Here is a 19,120-nt window from a genome sequence, read left to right on the forward strand (position 1 = left end):
ACTGTGTTTTTTTCAAAAACGTAAGTTTTGGATACAAAAAAGCCTTTCAAAAAATTGAAAGGCTTTAATATTTTGAGAATACAAAAATTACTTAGCGAATTTTTTGTATTTGTTCATGAACTTATCAACTCTACCTGCAGTGTCAACTAATTTCACTTTACCAGTGTAGAAAGGGTGAGAAGTTGAAGAGATCTCCATTTTGATTAGAGGATACTCTTGTCCTTCGAACTCGATAGTGTCTTTTGTTTCTGCAGTAGATTTGCAAAGAAACACCTCGTCGTTACTCATATCTTTGAAAACAACAAGTCTATAATTTTCTGGGTGGATTCCGTTTTTCATAATGCTATTTTTAAAAAATTAAAGTTTGCTTTCGAAATAGTAATGGATATTTCTCTGCTAATTTTAGGTTGCAAAAGTACAACTTTTTTTCTAATATCCAAATACTGAATTCAATATTTTTTTCTTGATAAGAAATTCAAAGTATTTTCGTTAAATTTGGAACTTACTTAAACTTTAATTTCAATGAAATTCAAATTATTACTGGCTTTTTCTTTCTGGATGCTCCTGGTAGCGGTATCATGTAATAAGGATGATATTACCTTTGATGCTCCTTCACAACAGCTAAGGTTTTCAAGGGATACTGTGTTTTGTGATACAGTTTATCATCAGGTACGTTCAGAAACCTATGTTGTAAAAGTATATAATAATGAAGATAAAGATGTTCTGATTCCAAGAGTCAATCTTGAGAAGGGAGCTACCTCATTATACAGAATTAATGTGGATGGAAAACCAGGATATGATTTTAAAGATGTTCCTTTAAGAAAAAAGGACAGCCTATATATATATGTAGAAATTGCCCCTCAGGCAACAGGACCTGAAGCTATTGCCGAAGACAAAGTAATTTTTACCGGACCTACAGGGCAACAGCATGTTACTTTGTTCTCCGTGGTTCAGGATGCAGAATTCTTTATTCAGACTCCAACCAACCCTAATGTGATTACAAGTTCTACAACATGGACCAATAATAAAGCGAAAATCATCTACGGTGATCTTACTCTGGATAAGAATGTAACATTGGATATAGATCCAGGTACAAAGGTATATTTTCATAAAAACAGCGGAATGAAGGTTTCCTCAAATGCTGTTTTAAATATCAACGGAACCCTGGATAAACAGATCGTCCTTCGTGGAGACAGAAATGATCCTTATTATGATACCATTTCTAAAAACTGGAACTCTATTAAAATGGAACCTAATTCTATTCTTAATATGAACCATGCAAGGCTATTTGGTGGAACCAGAGGCTTAGAAATGAAGCAGACAACGGCTAATATCTCCAATTCCTTCATTCATACTTTCTTTGAATATGGAATGTATGCCGTAAACTCTACCGTTACTGCCAGCAATTTAGTGATGAATAATTGTGGTTTATCATGTATTGGTATCTTCAAGGGTGGAAAACACAACTATACTCATGCTACGATTGCCAACTATTCTAAATCGATGGGAACGTTTGACAGAAAAGGAATCTTTGCAACGAATGAATGGAAAAATGATGCTGGGCAAACAGAACAGGGAGCCTTGCAGCAATTTAATTTATATAACAGTATTGTATATTCTGACAGGGATAACGCTGTACAGTTTGAACAAACACCAGGGCAACAATTTGAATATTTAATTCAAAACTGTCTCTTAAAATACTCCAGTACATCTGAAGCAGGTTTTACCTTCGACAATAATGTGAATGTGATACAGAGCATCAAAAATACAGATCCGCAGTTTATGAATTATTTCGCTGCAAAAATGAATCTGAGAGTTAAAACAACTTCTCCGGCCAAAGGCAAAGGAAATACCACCATAGCAGGAACCGTACCTTTTGATATCGTAAACGAACCAAGAACCACTAATCCTACTATCGGAGCTTATCAATAATGGAAATCACTCAATTACAACAACAGGTTGACGAATGGATTAAAACCATCGGCGTAAGATATTTTAATGAACTGACCAATATGGCTATGCTGACGGAGGAAGTAGGTGAAGTAGCAAGAATTATCGCCAGAAGATATGGTGAGCAGAGCGAAAAGGAAAGTGATAAAAGTAAAGACCTCGGAGAAGAACTGGCTGATGTGCTTTTTGTAACATTATGCCTGGCTAACCAAACCGGAGTTAATCTGCAAGATGCTTTTGATAAAAAAATGAAGATCAAAACTGACCGCGATAAGGAACGGCATCAGAATAATGAAAAATTAAAATAAGATTCCTGGTCACATACTTCTGATATATAGGAAGGTATTTAAAGTATGTGACCAGGATTGAAATATGAAGAAATAATGAAGAAGCTAGAAAAATCAACATTAATAGGAAATAAAACAGTACAGATCAGCGGTTCGAAAAGTATTTCGAATCGTTTATTGATTCTGGAAAGCCTGTTTAGTAATATAAAAATCGGGAATTTATCCAATTCTCAGGATACCCAATTGCTGAAAAAGGCCTTGTCTGAAGTTAAAGAAGTAGTGGACATTCACCATGCAGGAACAGCCATGCGTTTTCTTACGTCCTACTACTCTATTCAGGAAGGAAAAACCACGATTCTTACCGGTTCCGGAAGAATGAAGGAAAGACCTATTAAAAATCTGGTAAGTGCCTTGAAAGATCTTGGTGCTGAAATTGAATATATGGAAAACGAAGGTTTTCCGCCTTTAAAAATTACAGGAAAAAAGATTACACAGACTTCTGTAAATGTTCCGGCTAATATTTCCAGCCAGTTTATTACTTCCCTGCTACTTATTGCAGGAAAACTTGAAAACGGATTGGAGATTCACCTTGTGGGTGAAGTGACTTCAAGGTCTTATATTGAAATGACCCTTGATATTCTTACAAGATTCGGAATTACAAACAGTTTTGAAGGAAATACGATTAAGGTAGAACCCTTCACTCCAAATGATGAAGCTTCTCTCAAAAGTTATGAAGTGGAAAGTGACTGGAGTTCGGCCTCCTACTTCTACTCGATCTGTGCATTGGGAAGAGAAACTATTCATTTAAAAAGTTTTTACAAAGAATCTACACAAGGAGATTCTGCCATTGCAAAAATCTATGAGGATTTCTTCGGAATTAAAACAACCTATTCTGAAGCGGAGCACAAACTGACTTTAGAACCTCAGCCTGATTTTACTTTCCCTGAAAAAATTGTTCTGGATATGAACAACTGCCCGGACATTGCACAAACCCTTTGTGTAACGGCTGCGGCACTGAAAATTCCTTTTGAAATTTCAGGATTAGGAACATTAAGAGTCAAAGAAACTGATAGATTGCAGGCTCTATATAATGAACTGAAAAAGCTCGGCACTGAAACAAAAATTACCGATTTAACCATTGAGTCTGTAAGTTTCGGAGAGCCTGAAGCACATATTTCAATTAAAACATACCAAGATCATAGAATGGCTATGAGCTTTGCGCCTTACTGTCTCATTGGAGAGCTTACTATTGAAGATGAAGAGGTTGTGGAAAAATCTTATCCGATGTTCTGGGAAGATCTTTCCGATATAATGACGAAATAATTTGAAAATCTAAAAATACGGTAATTTGAGAATGAATCATTGAGCATTCTCAAATTACTGCATCAACTATAAACTACACCCAATCATGAAAAAATTACTGATCTTATTTGCCTTGGCACTTCCGTTGTCAATTTGGGCACAATATCTTTTACCCAATGAAGAAATCATCTATTCTTTTGAAACAAAAAATGGGAAGAAAATGGCATTGGTAAAGGATAAAAAAGATGAATACATCCAATATCGTTTCGGAAACAAAAATAAAGTAGAAATGGAGTTCCCGTCAACAAAAACCAAGGATAGCTGGAAACAATTCAGCTACAGGTCTTATATGAGAGGCGGAGGGAAACAGAATTCCGGAATGGAACTTCATTATGTGTCATTTTCTCATAATGGCTATCAATATCAGGTATATAAATCTTACTATGCAGAAGACGCATCCTATTCCACTGGAGTTACTGTAACTGATGCCAAAGGGAAAGAAACCGATATTACTGGAATATACAAATCAATAAAGGGCAACCTAAGCAGCTTGGACGAATCTAAGCTAATCGTAAAAGAGGATACCGGATTATAATTTCTGAATATTATTCCCCATGAAAAAGATATTTTCTTTTATTTTCATCCTACTGGCCACTCTATCGTATGCTCAAAATCTGAAAAACTTCTCTTTTCCAAAAGGTTACAAAAAAGTAACTGAGATCAAAGGGGATTTGGATAAAGACGGAAAAGAAGAAACGGTTATTGTATTTGATACCGATAAAACGGCATCTGATTATGAAAGAGCTCCTGGGAAAAAAGATTATCAAAGAGTTTTCTATATCCTGAAAAATGAACAGGGACAAGCTAAAATTTGGAAAGAGAATTCCTCTCTACTCTATTCAAGCGGATTAGGCTTTTACCCAGATGATAATATTCTTAACATCCAGATAAAAAATAATTGCCTGGTAGTGGAACAAAGCTTTTTCAGCAATTCAAGGCATACTCAGGTTAATAAATATACCTTCAGATTTCAAAATGGTGATTTTTACCTGATTGGTTCCTATGATAACTTTAAAGATACCTGCGAATTTGATTTTACCAATGAAATCAATTTTTCTACCGGAAAAGTCATTGTAGACAGAGAGTACTCATCATGTGATGATGAGGCAAAAGTACCAGAAAATATTCATAAGGAGTTTATTCATAAAATTCAGCCTCTTATTACAATGGATAATTTCAAAATGGGAGAATATAGATTCAAAATTCCGGGAATGAAAGAAGACTTTGTGTTTTAAGAAGAAGACAGATGATGGAAGCTGAAGGTTATCTACCCCGGAAAAGCTATTGTAGACTTTTTACCTACTATTTCAGTATATAAAAAAGGAAAATATCTCATCCCCGACTCAAGTACTTCTCTCTTCTATCTACTAACCTACACAACAACTTAATCATCTCTTAAAACTAAGTTAACTCCTCATTGCTTGACATATTCTTAATTTTAGCTACAATTAAAATATAAACTATGTTCAAGCACCCAATCAAATATGTAAAAATTTTTACACTTAGTATTGCAACGGCAGCTGTATTCTACTCATGTTCGGAAGATATGGCAGAAAGAGATTCTAATGACACAGGTCTTACCTCTGTTAATAAAGCAAATTACAAAATGGCATCAGCCGTTCCTTTGGAAATGAACAGCTGGATGGCTGGCCTGCAGGATAATATTTCAATTTCAAAAATCTCTATTCCCGGAACTCATGATTCTGGAGCACGTATAGATGCTCCTGTAGTTACAGGTACAGCGAAAACACAAAACCTCAGTATTGCTGAGCAGCTGAATGCAGGAGTTCGATTTCTGGATATCCGTTGCAGACATATTGATAATTCATTTACCATTCATCATGGTGCTATTTATCAGAATTTAAATTTTGATGATGTCCTTAATGCTTGTTATTCATTCCTTGAAAGTCATCCATCGGAAACCATCATCATGTCTGTAAAAGAAGAACATGACGCTTCCAACACAACAAGAAGTTTTGAAAGTACTTTTGATTCATATATTCAGAAAAATCCTTCAAAATGGAATCTTGGAACTACGATTCCTACTCTTGGAGAGGTAAGAGGAAAAATCAGACTACTCAGAAGATTTTCAGCCAACACCGCTAAAGGTATTAATGCTACTTCATGGGCAGATAACACAACCTTTGAAATCAATAATCCGGGAGCTCAGTTGAAAGTTCAGGATTACTATAAGGTTACCAATAATGATGATAAATGGAACGGAATTTCCAATCTCTTCAATGAAGCTAAAAACAGCAGTAGCGACAAGCTTTTCATCAATTTCACTAGTGGTTATAAACCAGGGATATTCGGAATTCCTAGTATTCCTACGGTTTCCAACGCCATCAATCCAAAACTTAAAACGTTCTTCCAAAGCAATACAAAAGGATCGTATGGGATAATGCCTATGGATTTTGTGAATGCTGAACTGGCAGAACTGATTGTAAAAACGAATTTTTAGTATCGTTAAATATAAATTGTAGTCTTGAAGCTGTCTCTTTGTTGAGGCAGCTTTTTTACTCTCGCAGATTGAGCAGATAATGCAGATTATTTGTTGGCCATAATAATCAATACTATAATTTTCTTATCCGTAAGTCTCTGCGTAAATCCGTGCAATCTATGGGAAATAAAATAAGTACACTAAAGTCTTGAAAATCTGGCGGTTTTCATTGGATGTCTTTTTAATGCCGTGATATTGACAACAAATAAAAAGTAGTCTTTATCAGATAGAGACTACTTTTTTATTAAGAATAGAAGTTGATTGGATTCAGCTATTTTTCAATGCCATAAGCGGCCATGATTTTGTTGAAAATTTCCGTATTTTCAAATAATCCTGTGAACTCTTTGGAATTCGGGCCATAGGCAAAAACACTTGACGGAATAGAAGTATGGTCGTTGGTACTAAAATTTCCGAATACCCAACCCTCTTTCAGGCTTCCATCTAAAAGTGTTAAACCACCGGTTTCATGATCTCCCACTACGACTACTAAAGTTTCTTTATTCTCATCAGCAAATTTCATTGCTTTTCCTACCACATGATCGAAGTCCAGTAACTCCGTAACCAATTGTTCAATATTGTTGCTGTGTCCGCCGCCATCAGTTTGGGAAGCTTCCACCATCATAAAGAATCCTTTTTTATTATTCTTCAGGTCATTTAAGGTAAGATCAAAAGCATCTGCTAACCAGTTTCCTCTTCCGCTTGTTACTCGTTGTGAGGCCAAAGGATCAATAATCAGTGTTCTGTTGTTTATTTTTTCAGCTGATGTAAGACTATGGTATAAATCTACTTTTGCTTCTTTCAATTTCTTTTCTGTTTCCGGTGTCAATCCGCTCGTAGGGCCACCAATCAGAATTTTTGTTTTGGAGGTTGCAAAATCTTTTAGAATAGGTTCAGAACTATTTCTGTTATCAGAATGAGCATAGAAATCCGCTGGTGTTGCATCGGTTACATCGCCGGTAGAGATCAATCCGGAGACTAACCCTTTTGCAGCAATAATATCTGGAATTTGGGCCAGGGATTTACCTGTTCCATCTACCCCAACAAATGTATTTTTTGTTTTTACTCCTGTAGAAAAGGCGGTAGAACCTGGTGCTGAATCAGTAATATAGGCGTTCGATGAATTGGTCTTGGATAAACCTGTAGATCTCATATTGAAAACATTCAGCTTTCCTTTATTAGCTGTAAAAGCTGCATAATATTGAGGTAAGGAAGTTCCATCCGGAATTAAAAGAATTACATTTTTTACTTTTTTACTGATTCCATCTGTTTTATAAGTTGGTGCATAAGTAGCATATTCTTTGGTATTTTTATAGAAATTCCTTGGAATGGTATTCATGAACTTTTTTAAATCCGGAATATGATCGGTATTGATATAATCTACTCCCATATCCATCAGATTTACCCAGGCATTAGGAAAATCAGGAGCTCCATAGAAACGCATCGGTTTCTGTTGAGCATGGGCCTTATCTACAGCCTTTTTGATTTTCTCCGTTTCTTCGTCTCTCGGAATTCCTTTTCCGTTCCATTTTACCAGTTCTGGCAAATCTGCACTGAACATTCCCACTCTTTTTAACTGGTCGGTAGAATAATCTTTATTCAGATCTCCATCAAAATAAAGATAATTGGGATAGTTTTTAAAATCACCTGGCTGAGGTCTTCCGCCTGTAATCACTATTTTCACTCCAGAATTACCCGTAATTTCAGGATATTTTTTCAATGTATTGACCAAAGCGCTCAGGGTTGTCTTATAATCCTGTTTAATATCGATCAACAATTGTAGCTTTTTAGTGGTATCCTTATAGATATTTCCTTTGTTCAGTTTGATCTGCTTTGAAATATTGTCCAGATAAAGATTCTCCAACGTTCTGTCTGCAGAAAGTTCTTTTTCCGTATGGGCCGCCCAAAGCTTTCCTTTCACCAGAAAAACATCTGCTTCAATAGACCCGAAATTGGCATAATACGCTTGCCAAAAAGGGATTTCCTGCATATAATCATTATGAGAATGGGCATTTCCTACATTATAATTCAAATAATTCTGCGCCTGGTTTTCAGAGAAAACAGCAATAGCAAGTAAACCCAATATTTTTGATAGTTTCATTCGTTTATTGTATTGTTTTTATACGTCATATGTAATCTTTCACCTTCCTTTTTAAAAAGACTATATCATCACAGAATTTCTGCAATGATATAGTGATAATATATATGACTAAAATTTTACCAACCTTCGTTTTGCTTAATAACGCCGTGGCTGTTTACAATCTCAACCTGAGGCACCGCCCAAACATTATGGATTGCCGGATTAAAGTTTCTTGCAGCCCAAGCTTCTTTTCCGTCCATTCCATGAAGGGGTTTAGCATACGTTGCCTGTGCATCTCCCCAACGGACAAGGTCTCTGTGTCTGTCAGCCCATTCACCGGCAAGCTCGCAGCGTCTTTCATGTTTCAGGTCTGCCATTGTACAACCGCTTTTAGAAGTAAGATCAGCGCGTTTTCTGATCATATTGATTTCCTGATCTGCAGGTTTATTTTGCATAAGCAATGCTTCCGCTTTAATAAGAATTACCTCAGCATAACGCATAATAGGAACTGCAAGGTCTGTACAAGGATAATCTCCATTAGCATTTACGTGCCCTTCTTTAAATGGATATTTGAAAGCATCCATATATTTGTTAAACTGGGCTTTTGTAAGGGAGTTTGAGGTAGCATACGTTCTTACCGCTCCATCAAAAGTAAACTGATCTCCTTCTTTAAGGATGGTTACACTTCGTCTAAGGTCTCCGGTTTCATATTCATCATACAACTCTTTTGTGGGCTGGAAATATCCCCAGCCATTATATTTTCCCCAACCTTTGTTTTCTAACATTACCCCCGGAAGGATACTTCCTACGCCATTAAATTTAGTAGTACTTGGGACTGACCAAATATATTCTGAACTATAATTGTTTTCAGCTTTAAAAACATCACCAAAATTATTCAGTAGATTTCTGTTTCCTTTAGTCATTACTTCATTCGCCCAATATTCTGCATTCTTCCAATCTTTCATAAACAGATATACTTTTGCCAGCAATGCCCAAGCTGCGGCTTTATGGGGTCTTCCATAATCTTTGGTTGGAAGTTCTTCCTGGCTAGGCAGTAATTCTGCTGCTTTTTTCAGATCATTTACAATATAATTGTAGTTTTCCATGACATTGGCTGCTCTTGGAATTGGGTTAGGATCCGGTTCTTTCGTACGGTCTATGATTGGAATACCAGCTTTTTCATTTCCATAACTGTAAGCCATTTCAAAATACATTCTGCTGCTCATAAACAACGCTTCTCCCAGATACTTATTTTTGATAGCTTGTGAAGTCTGAATATTATCAATATTACGGATAACACGATTCGCAACACCAATTACTGTATATCTTTTGTTCCATTGGGTTTCCAGATCTCCGGCAGCAATATAATTACTGCTAAAATTCTTCACATTGTCTGCCTCACTTTTTGATCTTCCTGTTACCATATCATCACTGGCATTAATAAACCAGAAAAAGCCTCTTCCATAAAATTCGCTGTCAGAAAGCGGTTTATACATTGCATTAGCTCCGGTAATCAGGTCATTTTCGCTTTTCCAGAAGTTAGCTTCAGTTGGAGTACCTTCCGGCTCTATATTCAGTTCATTGGTACATGATAATACTGATGCAGACAGCCCTGTTATTAAAATTATTGTATTGAAAATCTTCATCTTTTTACTTTTAAATTTGTTTTTAGATTAAAACCCGACTTCCAGTCCGAAAATAAATGAACGGGCCTGAGGATATCTTCCGGTATCTACACCATAGCTCTCCATTCCTACTTCAGGATCAAAGCCTGTATATTTAGTAATGGTGAACAGGTTATTGCTGGTCACATACACTCTGATTTTATTCACGTCAAGTTTTTTGTAAAGCTCTCTTGGTAGCGAGTATCCAACCGTAAGGTTTTTAAGCCTCAAATAAGAACCGTCTTCCACATAGAAATCAGATACTTTAGAGTAATTACCACTCGGATCGCCCTGTACCACTCTTGGAATATTGGTATTGGTGTTCTGAGGAGTCCATGCATTCAGAATATCTCTGTCCATATTATAATTCTGTCCTGTTCCCCCTGGATTTAAAGAAATAAATTTCAATCCGTTGAATATTTTGTTTCCATAAACACCCTGGAAGAATAAGTTAAGGTCAAAGTTCTTCCAGGTCATATTATAAGACAATCCGTAAGAGAACTTTGGATATGGATTCCCAAGGTTTACAAAATCATTGTTATTCAATACTCCGGTATTGCCTTCTTTTTTCAGGAATTTAATATCTCCCGGTTTAGCATTAGGCTGAATAAGATTACCATTGGCATCTTTATAATTGTTAATTTCTGCCTGGCTCTGAAAAATCCCATCGGTTTTATATCCATAATAAGAATAAAGAGATTCTCCCACCTTTACACGGGTAGGCTTCAAGACTCCACGTATGTTATTACTGTTGATAAAGATCTCATCTACATCAGCTAATTGCTTCACCGTGTTTTTTAGTTGACTCAATGTTGCTCCAATGGAATAGGTAAAATCTCCGGTATTTTTACCGTTAAAATTAATTCCTACTTCATATCCTTTATCCTCGAATAGTCCTGCATTTACATAACGATCTATATAGGTTGCTGTACTTTGAAGGGTGACATTGAAGATTTGATCGGTTGACTTCTTCACAAAGTAATCAAATTGCATAGAAAGCCTGTTACGGAAGAAAGAAGCATCCACCCCAAAGTTAGTCTGTTCCGATTTTCCCCATGTCAAAGTATTGTTAGCCATTGTCTTTACATAATAAGCAATATTCTGCGATGGATCCTGGCCAAAAATAATATTATTATCACGGATCATCTGCGGATTCACTGCCTGATAAGAAACCCCACCAAGGTTTCCTAAAATACCATGACTTCCTCTTAATTTCAGGCTGGAGAGCCATACAATATCTTTCATGAAATTTTCTTTGGATACCATCCATGCTCCTGAAATGGAATAATAATCAGAAAAATGTTTTTCTTTAGAAACTAAAGATGTTCCATCTCTCCTTCCCAATAAACTAATCATATATTTTCCTGCATAGTCATAGTTTACTCTTGCCAGATAAGAGGTTAAAGCACTTTTGTATTTATAACTATCTGCTTCTCTATAAGTATCAGCTGCATTTTGAAGATATCTGAAAACTTCGGCTTCATTCCTGAAATCAAAAGTTTTTGCACGGAACCCATCTTCAGTGGTTTTCTGGAATGTTAACCCTGCAAGGAAGTCAAAACTATGTTTACCTGTTGTGAATTTATAAGTAAGGAGCTGCTCTGCCAGAGAAGTGGATATATTGTTATTCTGATATTCCAAACTGTTGGTATCAAAAATCTTTCCCACTTCCAACACTCTGGAAGTAAATTCTTTAACATTTCCAATTTTAAATGTTTGAGCAAAATTGGATTTGAATTTCAAATCTTTAGCTAGAGCAATTTCGATATAAGGATTGATCAAAATCTCATGGGTAGGATTCTGAATGCTGATTCTTTTCAAATAAGCAACAGGGTTAATCATATCTCCATATCCTCCTGCCACATCAATTGGCAATCCTGAAAAGGCTCCTGATGGTGTATATACCGGAACGTTGGGTGGATAGTACATTGCCGCAACCAAAGCTCCTGTATATCCGTTCCTTGTGTTGGCTGTATTTCCGTCAGAATAATTATAATACATATTCTCTCCGATGGTCAACCAGTCTTTCACTTTATGTTCAGAATTTACTCTGAAATTGTATCGTTTTGCCTGCGTATTTAATAAAATTCCCTCAAGACTTCTATGGTTCATTCCTACGAAGAATTTGGATTTATCACCTCCTCCGCTAAGATTTACATTATATTCCTGGATAGTCCCTGTACGGAAGATCTCTTTCATCCAGTCGGTTCGGGTAATTCTTCCGTCAGCATATTGATCTGCATTGAATGCCAATGGAAGGTTGCTCAGTTTTCCCGCATTCTCATACGCTTGCCTCATTACATCCTGGAACTCTGCAGCATTTAAAGATTTTTTTAACCTCCACGCCTGATTAATTCCATATTTAACATCAAAATCTACTGTCAAGGTTCCTTTTTTACCTCTTTTGGTAGTAATCAGGATCACTCCTCCGGAAGATCTTGCTCCATAAATAGCTGCTGAAGCATCCTTAAGCACAGAAATATCCTGAATATCGTTAGGGTTAATAGCAGGAGTTCCGTTAAAAACAACGCCATCCACAACATAAAGAGGAGATTCTCCATTCACCCCGCCCAGACCACGGATATTTACTTTAGGAGAGCCATTAGGATCTCCACCTTCGTTCACAACAGTTACTCCGGGAGCTTTTCCCTGGAGAACTTCCCCTACTCCAGACAGAGATCTGGAAGTAAGTTTATCCAATGAAGCCTCCGAAACAGCACCGGAAACCTTACTCTTCTTTTGCGTTCCGTATCCAACAACAACAATCTCATCGATGGATTTTTCTTTTAAACTATCTTTTTTTTGAGAGAGGAACATCGGTGAAGCTGAAATTGCACCAATAAGTAATACCCTACCCGTTAAGTATGTTACTGAGACAGGGATTTTAAATACATTCATGACATCCTTTTTAATTAGATGCAAAATTAGAACAGCCCCACCTCCTGTTACATTAAGATTTCCTTATGTTTTTATTAAGAAATTTTAGTTTTTCAACAAGCCTCGATTTCTCACCCAAAAACTAATACTCTTATTTTCAATACAATAAATTAATAAAATAATTATTCCTGAAATATTCTATGCATAACTGAGATTAACTTTATTTTAAGTTTGTCATCCATCAGGGGGTAATAAATAATAATGGAATAACAGATTTCACATCTTTCTGCTGAAGTATTCCAGAGTAATAAATGACAGACTTCCCTTTTCTTTTTTTACATTTGCTGAAAATAGATTTTCCTGCTCACCGAGCATCAAAAAAACGGATTAGTAATGACCAGGAAAAATGAAACTCATAAAAACAGTACGAATTAAATGACCATTATCATCACAGGAACCTCCTCCGGAATTGGATTTGCTTTGGCCGAATACTTCGGTAAAAAAGGACACAAAGTATTTGGTTTAAGCCGAAAATATACGGAAAGTCAGTATTTTAAATCTATCCCGACAGATGTTACTGATAACACCGCTGTTCAGAATGCTATTGCTGAGGTCCTGAAAATAGAAACCAAAATTGATGTCCTTATCAACAATGCCGGAATGGGAATGGTAGGTGCTGTGGAAGATTCTAACAAAGAAGATATCCTTAAACTTTTCAGCCTTAATCTTGCCGGGCCTGTTCAGATGATGAGCGCGGTTCTTCCTACAATGAGAGCACATAAATTCGGAAAAATCATTAATGTATCCAGTATCGGAAGTGAAATGGGATTACCTTTCCGCGGGTTCTATTCTGCCTCAAAATCTGCTTTGGATAAAGTAACGGAAGCGATGAGGTATGAAGTGTATCCTTGGAATATCGATGTGTGCTCTTTACATTTGGGTGATATTAAAACCAATATTGCAGACAATAGAGTGATTGCCCAGGTTTCCCAGCCTTATAAAAATGTTTTCGATAAAGTGTATGCTTTGATGAATGCTCATGTAGACGAGGGAACTGAACCACTGGAGGTAGCAGAATACATTGAAAAACTTTTAGGAAAGAATAAATGGAAAGCTCATTATTATTTTGGTAAATTCGGGCAGAAAATCGGAGTTCCGTTGAAATGGATTCTTCCACAAGGAATTTATGAGAATTTAATGAAGAAATATAATAAACTGGATTAAAATTAGTTGATTGATAAAACGCATTGTCATTTTGAACGGAATGAAATGCAGTGAAGAATCTTTGTATTTTTCCACAAGCCTTCAACTTATATTCGGAATGGTCAATTGAAGTTATTTTTAAAAATATTTTTTGTTCTGTTCTGCGTTTTTACACAAGCGCAGAAGAAACAGTATTGGCTTATTGATACTGAAACAAAGGTCAGAAAAAAAGTAAAAGATTCAACTTCTGCTGTAAAGTTTCTGGATTCTCTAACTCAGAACAATTATTTTTTCACTCAGCTGAAGGAGGTAAAAGTAAAAGGTGACAGTACAGAGATTTTTTTCGACAAAGGAAAAAACTTTAATGAAACCTATGTGAATCTTTCTGATTCCATTGTTCAGAAATTGAAAGTTCAGAAAGATTTCTTCACTAAAAATTTAGATTCCACCAAAAAAAGTATTAATAAAAGTTATATTGATGAGGGGTATTCATTCAGCAGAATCAAATCAAAATACAAAGGTCAGAAAAACGGATATCCTATTGTAGAGCTGGATATCAACAAGAATGATAAAAGAACGATCAATGGTTTTGTTGTAAAAGGGTATGATAAAGTTCCAAAAAGGTTCATTAAAAATCTTGAAAAGGAATTCAAAGGAAAAAACTATGATGACAAGAACCTCTTAGCTGTCAACAAAAGTTTTCAAAGCCATCCTTTTGTGATGCTGGATCGGCAGCCACAGACTTTATTCACCAAGGATTCCACCAATATTTATTTGTTTTTGCAAAAGAAAAAGACCAACACCTTTGATGGAGTCATTGGTTTCGGAAATGATAAGACTGATAAGTTTACCTTAAATGGTACCATGAATGTAAATTTCAGAAATATGTTCAATGGCTTCGAAGCCGTGAGTCTGTATTGGCAAAGAAACCCTGACAAAGGCCAGACCTTTGATCTTCAGGTAGACATTCCTTATCTTTTTAAATCCAATGTCGGGATGAATACAAAGGTGAATATTTACAGACAAGATTCTACATTTGCTAATGTAAAATTCCTTCCTGCTTTCTATTACCATATCAATAATCGTAACAAAATTGGTCTGCGAGCAACCTTGGAAACCTCAACAGTGATAGATTCTTTGTATGCTATTGGAAAAGATTACAACAAAAAAGGGATCGGGATCTGGTTTGAAATGACCGAGCCTACTGATATTGATCTTTTTCTTTACAAAACAAGAATCAATGCCGGATACGATTATTTAACAACTACTTATACCAAAGGAAATATAAAAGCTGCCCAAAACCAGTTTTATTTCTCTGGGGAACATAATTATCATATTTCAGGAAACCACTTCCTCAATATCAAAGGAGAAGGTGCTATGATGGATTCTAAAATTGAGTTTTCGGCTAATGAACTTTACCGTTTTGGTGGATGGAATTCCATGCGGGGCTTTAATGAGAACTCCCTCGCCGCCGACTTTTATTATTACGGTAGTTTGGAATATCGCTATCTCATAGGTAACCAAGCCTTCTTTGACCTCTTTGGCCAGTATGGGCAGCTCAATAATAAATCACTGAATGTAAAGCCCAAACTTTACAGCGTTGGACTTGGTTTCAATTTCTTCATTCCAATAGGATTAATGAGTTTCCAGCTGTCGAATGGTAACGAGTTTGGAAATCCATTTAAATTCAATGACATAAAGATCCACTGGGGAATTCTGAGCAGGTTCTAAGAGAGAAAGTAAACTGGGACCTAAAGTTACTATGAGGTTATTATTTTTAATCGTTATTTTATTATTAAATAATTAATAGAATATGTTTCAACTATTTTCAAAATTTCTTAAACTTCCAATCTCTGAATTCTAGCATCCAGCCTTGTATAATAAAGTAAAAATCACTTATACAGCAACACTTTTCCACTTTACCATTTCATTAATTATTTCTGTTAAAAAATATATAAATTGTATTTTTATCTTAATATGATCGTAAAATTTACGTAATAGTACTCGGCTAAATTTGCATTCAAAAAGAATGAAGAAAACTTTAGCTACGTTTGCCGTTTTTTTACTTCCGTTATATATTACAGCTCAGGAGATTGCCGTTTCCGGAAATGTAAAATCTGAAAATGGAACCAGCGTTTCAGGAGTAAATATTACCGATAAAAACACAGGAAAAACAACGATAACAGATGAAAATGGGAATTTTACCATTTCAGCCAACCCGAAAGATATCCTGGAATTCTTTTCTCCCGATTTTTCCGTTTACACGGTCGAGGTTTCTTCAAAAAAACAATACGCTATTGTTCTAAGAAAGACCAATGAGAAGCAGATTGAAGGTGTTGTTATTACCGCTTTGGGAATTGCTAAGAAAAAGGAAAAGATTGGATATTCTACCCAGGAAGTAGGAACCAAACAGTTTGAAACCATTACCACGCCAAGTATTGGAAATTTATTTTCAGGACAGGTAGCCGGTTTGAATGTTTCCAATCCAACCGGAATGCAGCAGGCTCCACAATTTACCTTAAGGGGAAATTCTAATCTGGTATTTGTTATTGATGGAGTGATTGTAGAAAAAGAAGTTTTTCAAAATTTAGATCCTAACAATATAGAAAACATCAACGTCTTGAAAGGAGCTACCGCTTCTGCGCTTTATGGTTCAAGAGGTCGATATGGAGCAATTCTGATTACCACAAAAAGCGCAAAGAAGAAAGGCTTCTCTGTAGAGTTTTCTCAAAACACAATGATTACAGGAGGGTTCACCAATCTTCCAAAAACTCAGACCGAATATGGTAATGGTTCTCAGGGAAAGTATGAATTCTGGGATGGAGCTGATGGCGGCGTAAATGACGGCGATATGATCTGGGGACCCAAATTTGTTCCAGGACTAAAGCTTGCTCAATGGAACAGCCCGATCAGAGATAAAGTAACCGGACAGGTCGTTCCTTGGTATGGAGCTGTAACCGGTACTCAGTATAATGATAAAGCAAGATATGAAAGGGTTCCCATCGACTGGAAATACCATGATAATTTAAATACTTTCTTAAAGCCTGCTATTATCAACAATAATAATTTTGCGATCAGCTATCGAAATAACAAAGATATCTACAGGTTCTCGGGGAACTTCATGAATTATGATGACAGGGTTCCCAACTCTTATCTACAGAAGTACGGAGTTAATTTCTCTTCTGAAAATCACCTTGGAGACAAGTTCATCTTTGATACAAAATTTAATTTCAATCAGGCTTTTACTCCTAACGTTCCTAATTACGAGTACAACCCTAGTGGACACATGTATACCATCTTGATCTGGATGGGGGCTGATGTGGATGGAAATGCCCTAAAAAACCACATGTGGATTCCAGGAAAAGAAGGCAGAGCTCAGGCTAATTGGAATTATGCATGGTACAATAACCCATGGTTCGGAGCTGAATACTATAAAAATCAAAACAGGACCAATATTATTAATGCCCAAACCGGATTAGAATATAAGGCAACAAAAGACCTTTCCGTAAAAGGAAAAATTTCCCTTGTTGAAAATCATAGCAAATCGGAAACATTCAGTCCCTATTCTTATTTCAATTACAGCGCTCCAAGAAGTGGTGGATATATTGTAAAAGATCTGAAAACCTGGAACCTCAACTACGATGTTTTGGCTACTTATAAAAAGAAAATCTCTGAGAATTTTGATTTTACGATCAATGCCGGAGGTTCAGCATTTTACTTTAAAAATAATAGGAATGAAATGTCTACCGACGGTTTAAAGATCCCGGAAATATATTCATTTGACAATTCCATCGGAGCTCTCAAAAATTACACTTATCTGAAAGAAAAGCTAATTTACAGTGCCTATTCTACGATTGATATCGGGTTATACAATGCGTTCTTCATCAATATTTCCGGACGTAATGACTGGTCTTCTACTTTACCCAAAGCCAATAGATCTTACTTCTACCCTTCTGCATCCATCAGTGCTGTAATTTCCAATCTGGTAAAAATGCCTGAGGCTGTCAATATGCTTAAACTTTCTGCTTCATGGGCAAAAGTAGCTTATGATTTCCAACCTTACTCTATCAGAAATTATTATTCAAATAATAAAGGAATTAGTTTTAATGGTAATCCAACCTATTTGTATCCTACCATCCTAAATGTAGAAAATACATTGAAACCTGAACAGACCAAATCTTATGAATTGGGATTAAGTGCCGGTCTTTTCAATAACAGAATTACTTTAGATGCTACTTATTTCAGAACTCTTGATTACAACAATATTCTGGAGTTCCCAAGTGCTGAGTCATCAGGTTTTGTCTCTCAGTATGTGAATGGTAATGAATATACTACAAAAGGATTCGAAATTTCCCTCGGAATGGTCCCAATAAAGACTACTGATTTCACCTGGAAAACATTAATCAACTGGAGTACGTATGAACAAAAGCTAACTTCTATTTATGATAACATGCCTAACTACAACAATATCAAGTTAGGAGAAAGAATGGATAGCTACTATGATTACACATGGCAAAAATCTCCGGATGGAAAGGTAATTCTGGATGCCAAATCAGGAATGCCAACAAAAGCTAATGCTCCAAGTAATCTGGGGCACTTCAATCCGGACTGGACTTTTGGTTTCAACAATACCTTCAAGTATAAAAAAATATCCTTAAATATCGGAATTGATGGAAGCATCGGTGGAATCATGAGATCTCAGGTCGTTGAAAAAATGTGGTGGGGCGGAAAACACCCGAATTCTGTTGCCTACAGAGATCTTGAATATGCCAATCCTGGAAAGTATTATTTTGTACCGGATGGAGTGAATTACAATCCTGCAACAGGGCTTTATACTCAGCATACCAATCCTATCAACTTCCAAGATTGGGCACAGAATTATCCATACCAGGCCAGAGTCACTCAGGATGAAAGTGAAGAATTTGCTAATGTTTTCGACAGAACCTTTATCAAGTTAAGATCTGTAGTATTAGAATATGACTTCTCTTCCCTATTGAATCCAAAAGGAATGGTTAAAGGGTTCACTGCCAATATCTCGGCTTACAATCTGGCTATGTGGAAAAAGTCTAAAAACCTTTATTCAGATCCGGACTTCCAGATCAGATCGGGAAGAACAGGCGATATCGCTAATGATATTCAGGATCCTTCAAGCAGATGGTTCGGAATCGGATTTAATCTTAAGTTTTAATTTAAAGGCGAC

General features: G+C 36.2%; 13 protein-coding genes. 9 read left to right on the forward strand and 4 right to left on the reverse strand.

The window, feature by feature from the left end; translation table 11 throughout:
• Positions 1 to 87: 87 nt before the first annotated feature.
• Entirely contained in the window at positions 88 to 339 is a 252-nt protein-coding gene (locus EL260_RS24145) for a type B 50S ribosomal protein L31 (protein WP_027375398.1), read from the reverse strand.
• A gap of 183 nt (positions 340 to 522) precedes the next feature.
• On the opposite strand from EL260_RS24145, the gene EL260_RS24150 reads away from it, so the two are divergent.
• The 6 genes from EL260_RS24150 to EL260_RS24175 all read left to right on the forward strand — a co-directional run bounded on the left by EL260_RS24150 (position 523) and on the right by EL260_RS24175 (position 6,060).
• Positions 523 to 1,932, forward strand: coding sequence for a hypothetical protein (locus EL260_RS24150; protein ID WP_123858038.1), 1,410 nt, complete (start codon positions 523 to 525; stop codon positions 1,930 to 1,932).
• Positions 1,932 to 2,258 (forward strand): nucleotide pyrophosphohydrolase, encoded by a 327-nt coding sequence (locus EL260_RS24155; protein ID WP_076510699.1) that lies wholly within the window; start codon positions 1,932 to 1,934, stop codon positions 2,256 to 2,258. Before EL260_RS24150 ends, EL260_RS24155 begins: the two co-directional genes overlap by 1 nt.
• A gap of 75 nt (positions 2,259 to 2,333) precedes the next feature.
• Entirely contained in the window at positions 2,334 to 3,560 is a 1,227-nt protein-coding gene (locus EL260_RS24160) for a 3-phosphoshikimate 1-carboxyvinyltransferase (RefSeq protein WP_123858040.1), read from the forward strand.
• Between the two features lie 85 nt (positions 3,561 to 3,645).
• A complete protein-coding gene (locus EL260_RS24165; RefSeq protein ID WP_123858042.1) occupies positions 3,646 to 4,134 on the forward strand; it encodes a hypothetical protein in 489 nt (162 codons plus the stop codon).
• 19 nt (positions 4,135 to 4,153) lie between these two features.
• Positions 4,154 to 4,834 carry a hypothetical protein gene (locus EL260_RS24170; protein WP_123858044.1) on the forward strand — a complete coding sequence of 227 codons (681 nt, stop codon included), beginning with the start codon at positions 4,154 to 4,156 and terminating at the stop codon, positions 4,832 to 4,834.
• A gap of 227 nt (positions 4,835 to 5,061) precedes the next feature.
• Positions 5,062 to 6,060, forward strand: a complete 999-nt coding sequence (locus tag EL260_RS24175) for a phosphatidylinositol-specific phospholipase C (RefSeq protein ID WP_123858045.1) — start codon at positions 5,062 to 5,064, stop codon at positions 6,058 to 6,060.
• 310 nt (positions 6,061 to 6,370) lie between these two features.
• Here EL260_RS24175 and EL260_RS24180 read toward each other — a convergent pair whose 3' ends face one another.
• From EL260_RS24180 to EL260_RS24190, 3 genes are all read right to left on the reverse strand, one after another.
• A complete protein-coding gene (locus EL260_RS24180) occupies positions 6,371 to 8,197 on the reverse strand; it encodes an alkaline phosphatase (RefSeq protein ID WP_123858047.1) in 1,827 nt (608 codons plus the stop codon).
• Between the two features lie 116 nt (positions 8,198 to 8,313).
• Positions 8,314 to 9,822 (reverse strand): RagB/SusD family nutrient uptake outer membrane protein, encoded by a 1,509-nt coding sequence (locus EL260_RS24185; RefSeq protein WP_123858049.1) that lies wholly within the window; start codon positions 9,820 to 9,822, stop codon positions 8,314 to 8,316.
• A gap of 27 nt (positions 9,823 to 9,849) precedes the next feature.
• Entirely contained in the window at positions 9,850 to 12,738 is a 2,889-nt protein-coding gene (locus tag EL260_RS24190; protein WP_123858051.1) for a SusC/RagA family TonB-linked outer membrane protein, read from the reverse strand.
• 414 nt (positions 12,739 to 13,152) lie between these two features.
• Between EL260_RS24190 and EL260_RS24195 the strand changes: the two genes are divergently transcribed.
• The 3 genes from EL260_RS24195 (at position 13,153) to EL260_RS24205 (ending at position 19,108) form a co-directional block, all read left to right on the forward strand.
• On the forward strand, positions 13,153 to 13,941 hold the full coding sequence (locus EL260_RS24195) for an SDR family oxidoreductase (RefSeq protein WP_123858053.1): 789 nt from the start codon (positions 13,153 to 13,155) through the stop codon (positions 13,939 to 13,941).
• A 105-nt stretch (positions 13,942 to 14,046) separates the two neighbouring features.
• On the forward strand, positions 14,047 to 15,651 hold the full coding sequence (locus EL260_RS24200) for an autotransporter assembly complex protein TamA (RefSeq protein WP_123858055.1): 1,605 nt from the start codon (positions 14,047 to 14,049) through the stop codon (positions 15,649 to 15,651).
• A gap of 298 nt (positions 15,652 to 15,949) precedes the next feature.
• Positions 15,950 to 19,108 (forward strand): SusC/RagA family TonB-linked outer membrane protein, encoded by a 3,159-nt coding sequence (locus tag EL260_RS24205; RefSeq protein ID WP_164466573.1) that lies wholly within the window; start codon positions 15,950 to 15,952, stop codon positions 19,106 to 19,108.
• Positions 19,109 to 19,120: the final 12 nt, after the last annotated feature.

It is taken from the genome of Chryseobacterium nakagawai (assembly GCF_900637665.1).
GTDB lineage: Bacteria > Bacteroidota > Bacteroidia > Flavobacteriales > Weeksellaceae > Chryseobacterium > Chryseobacterium nakagawai.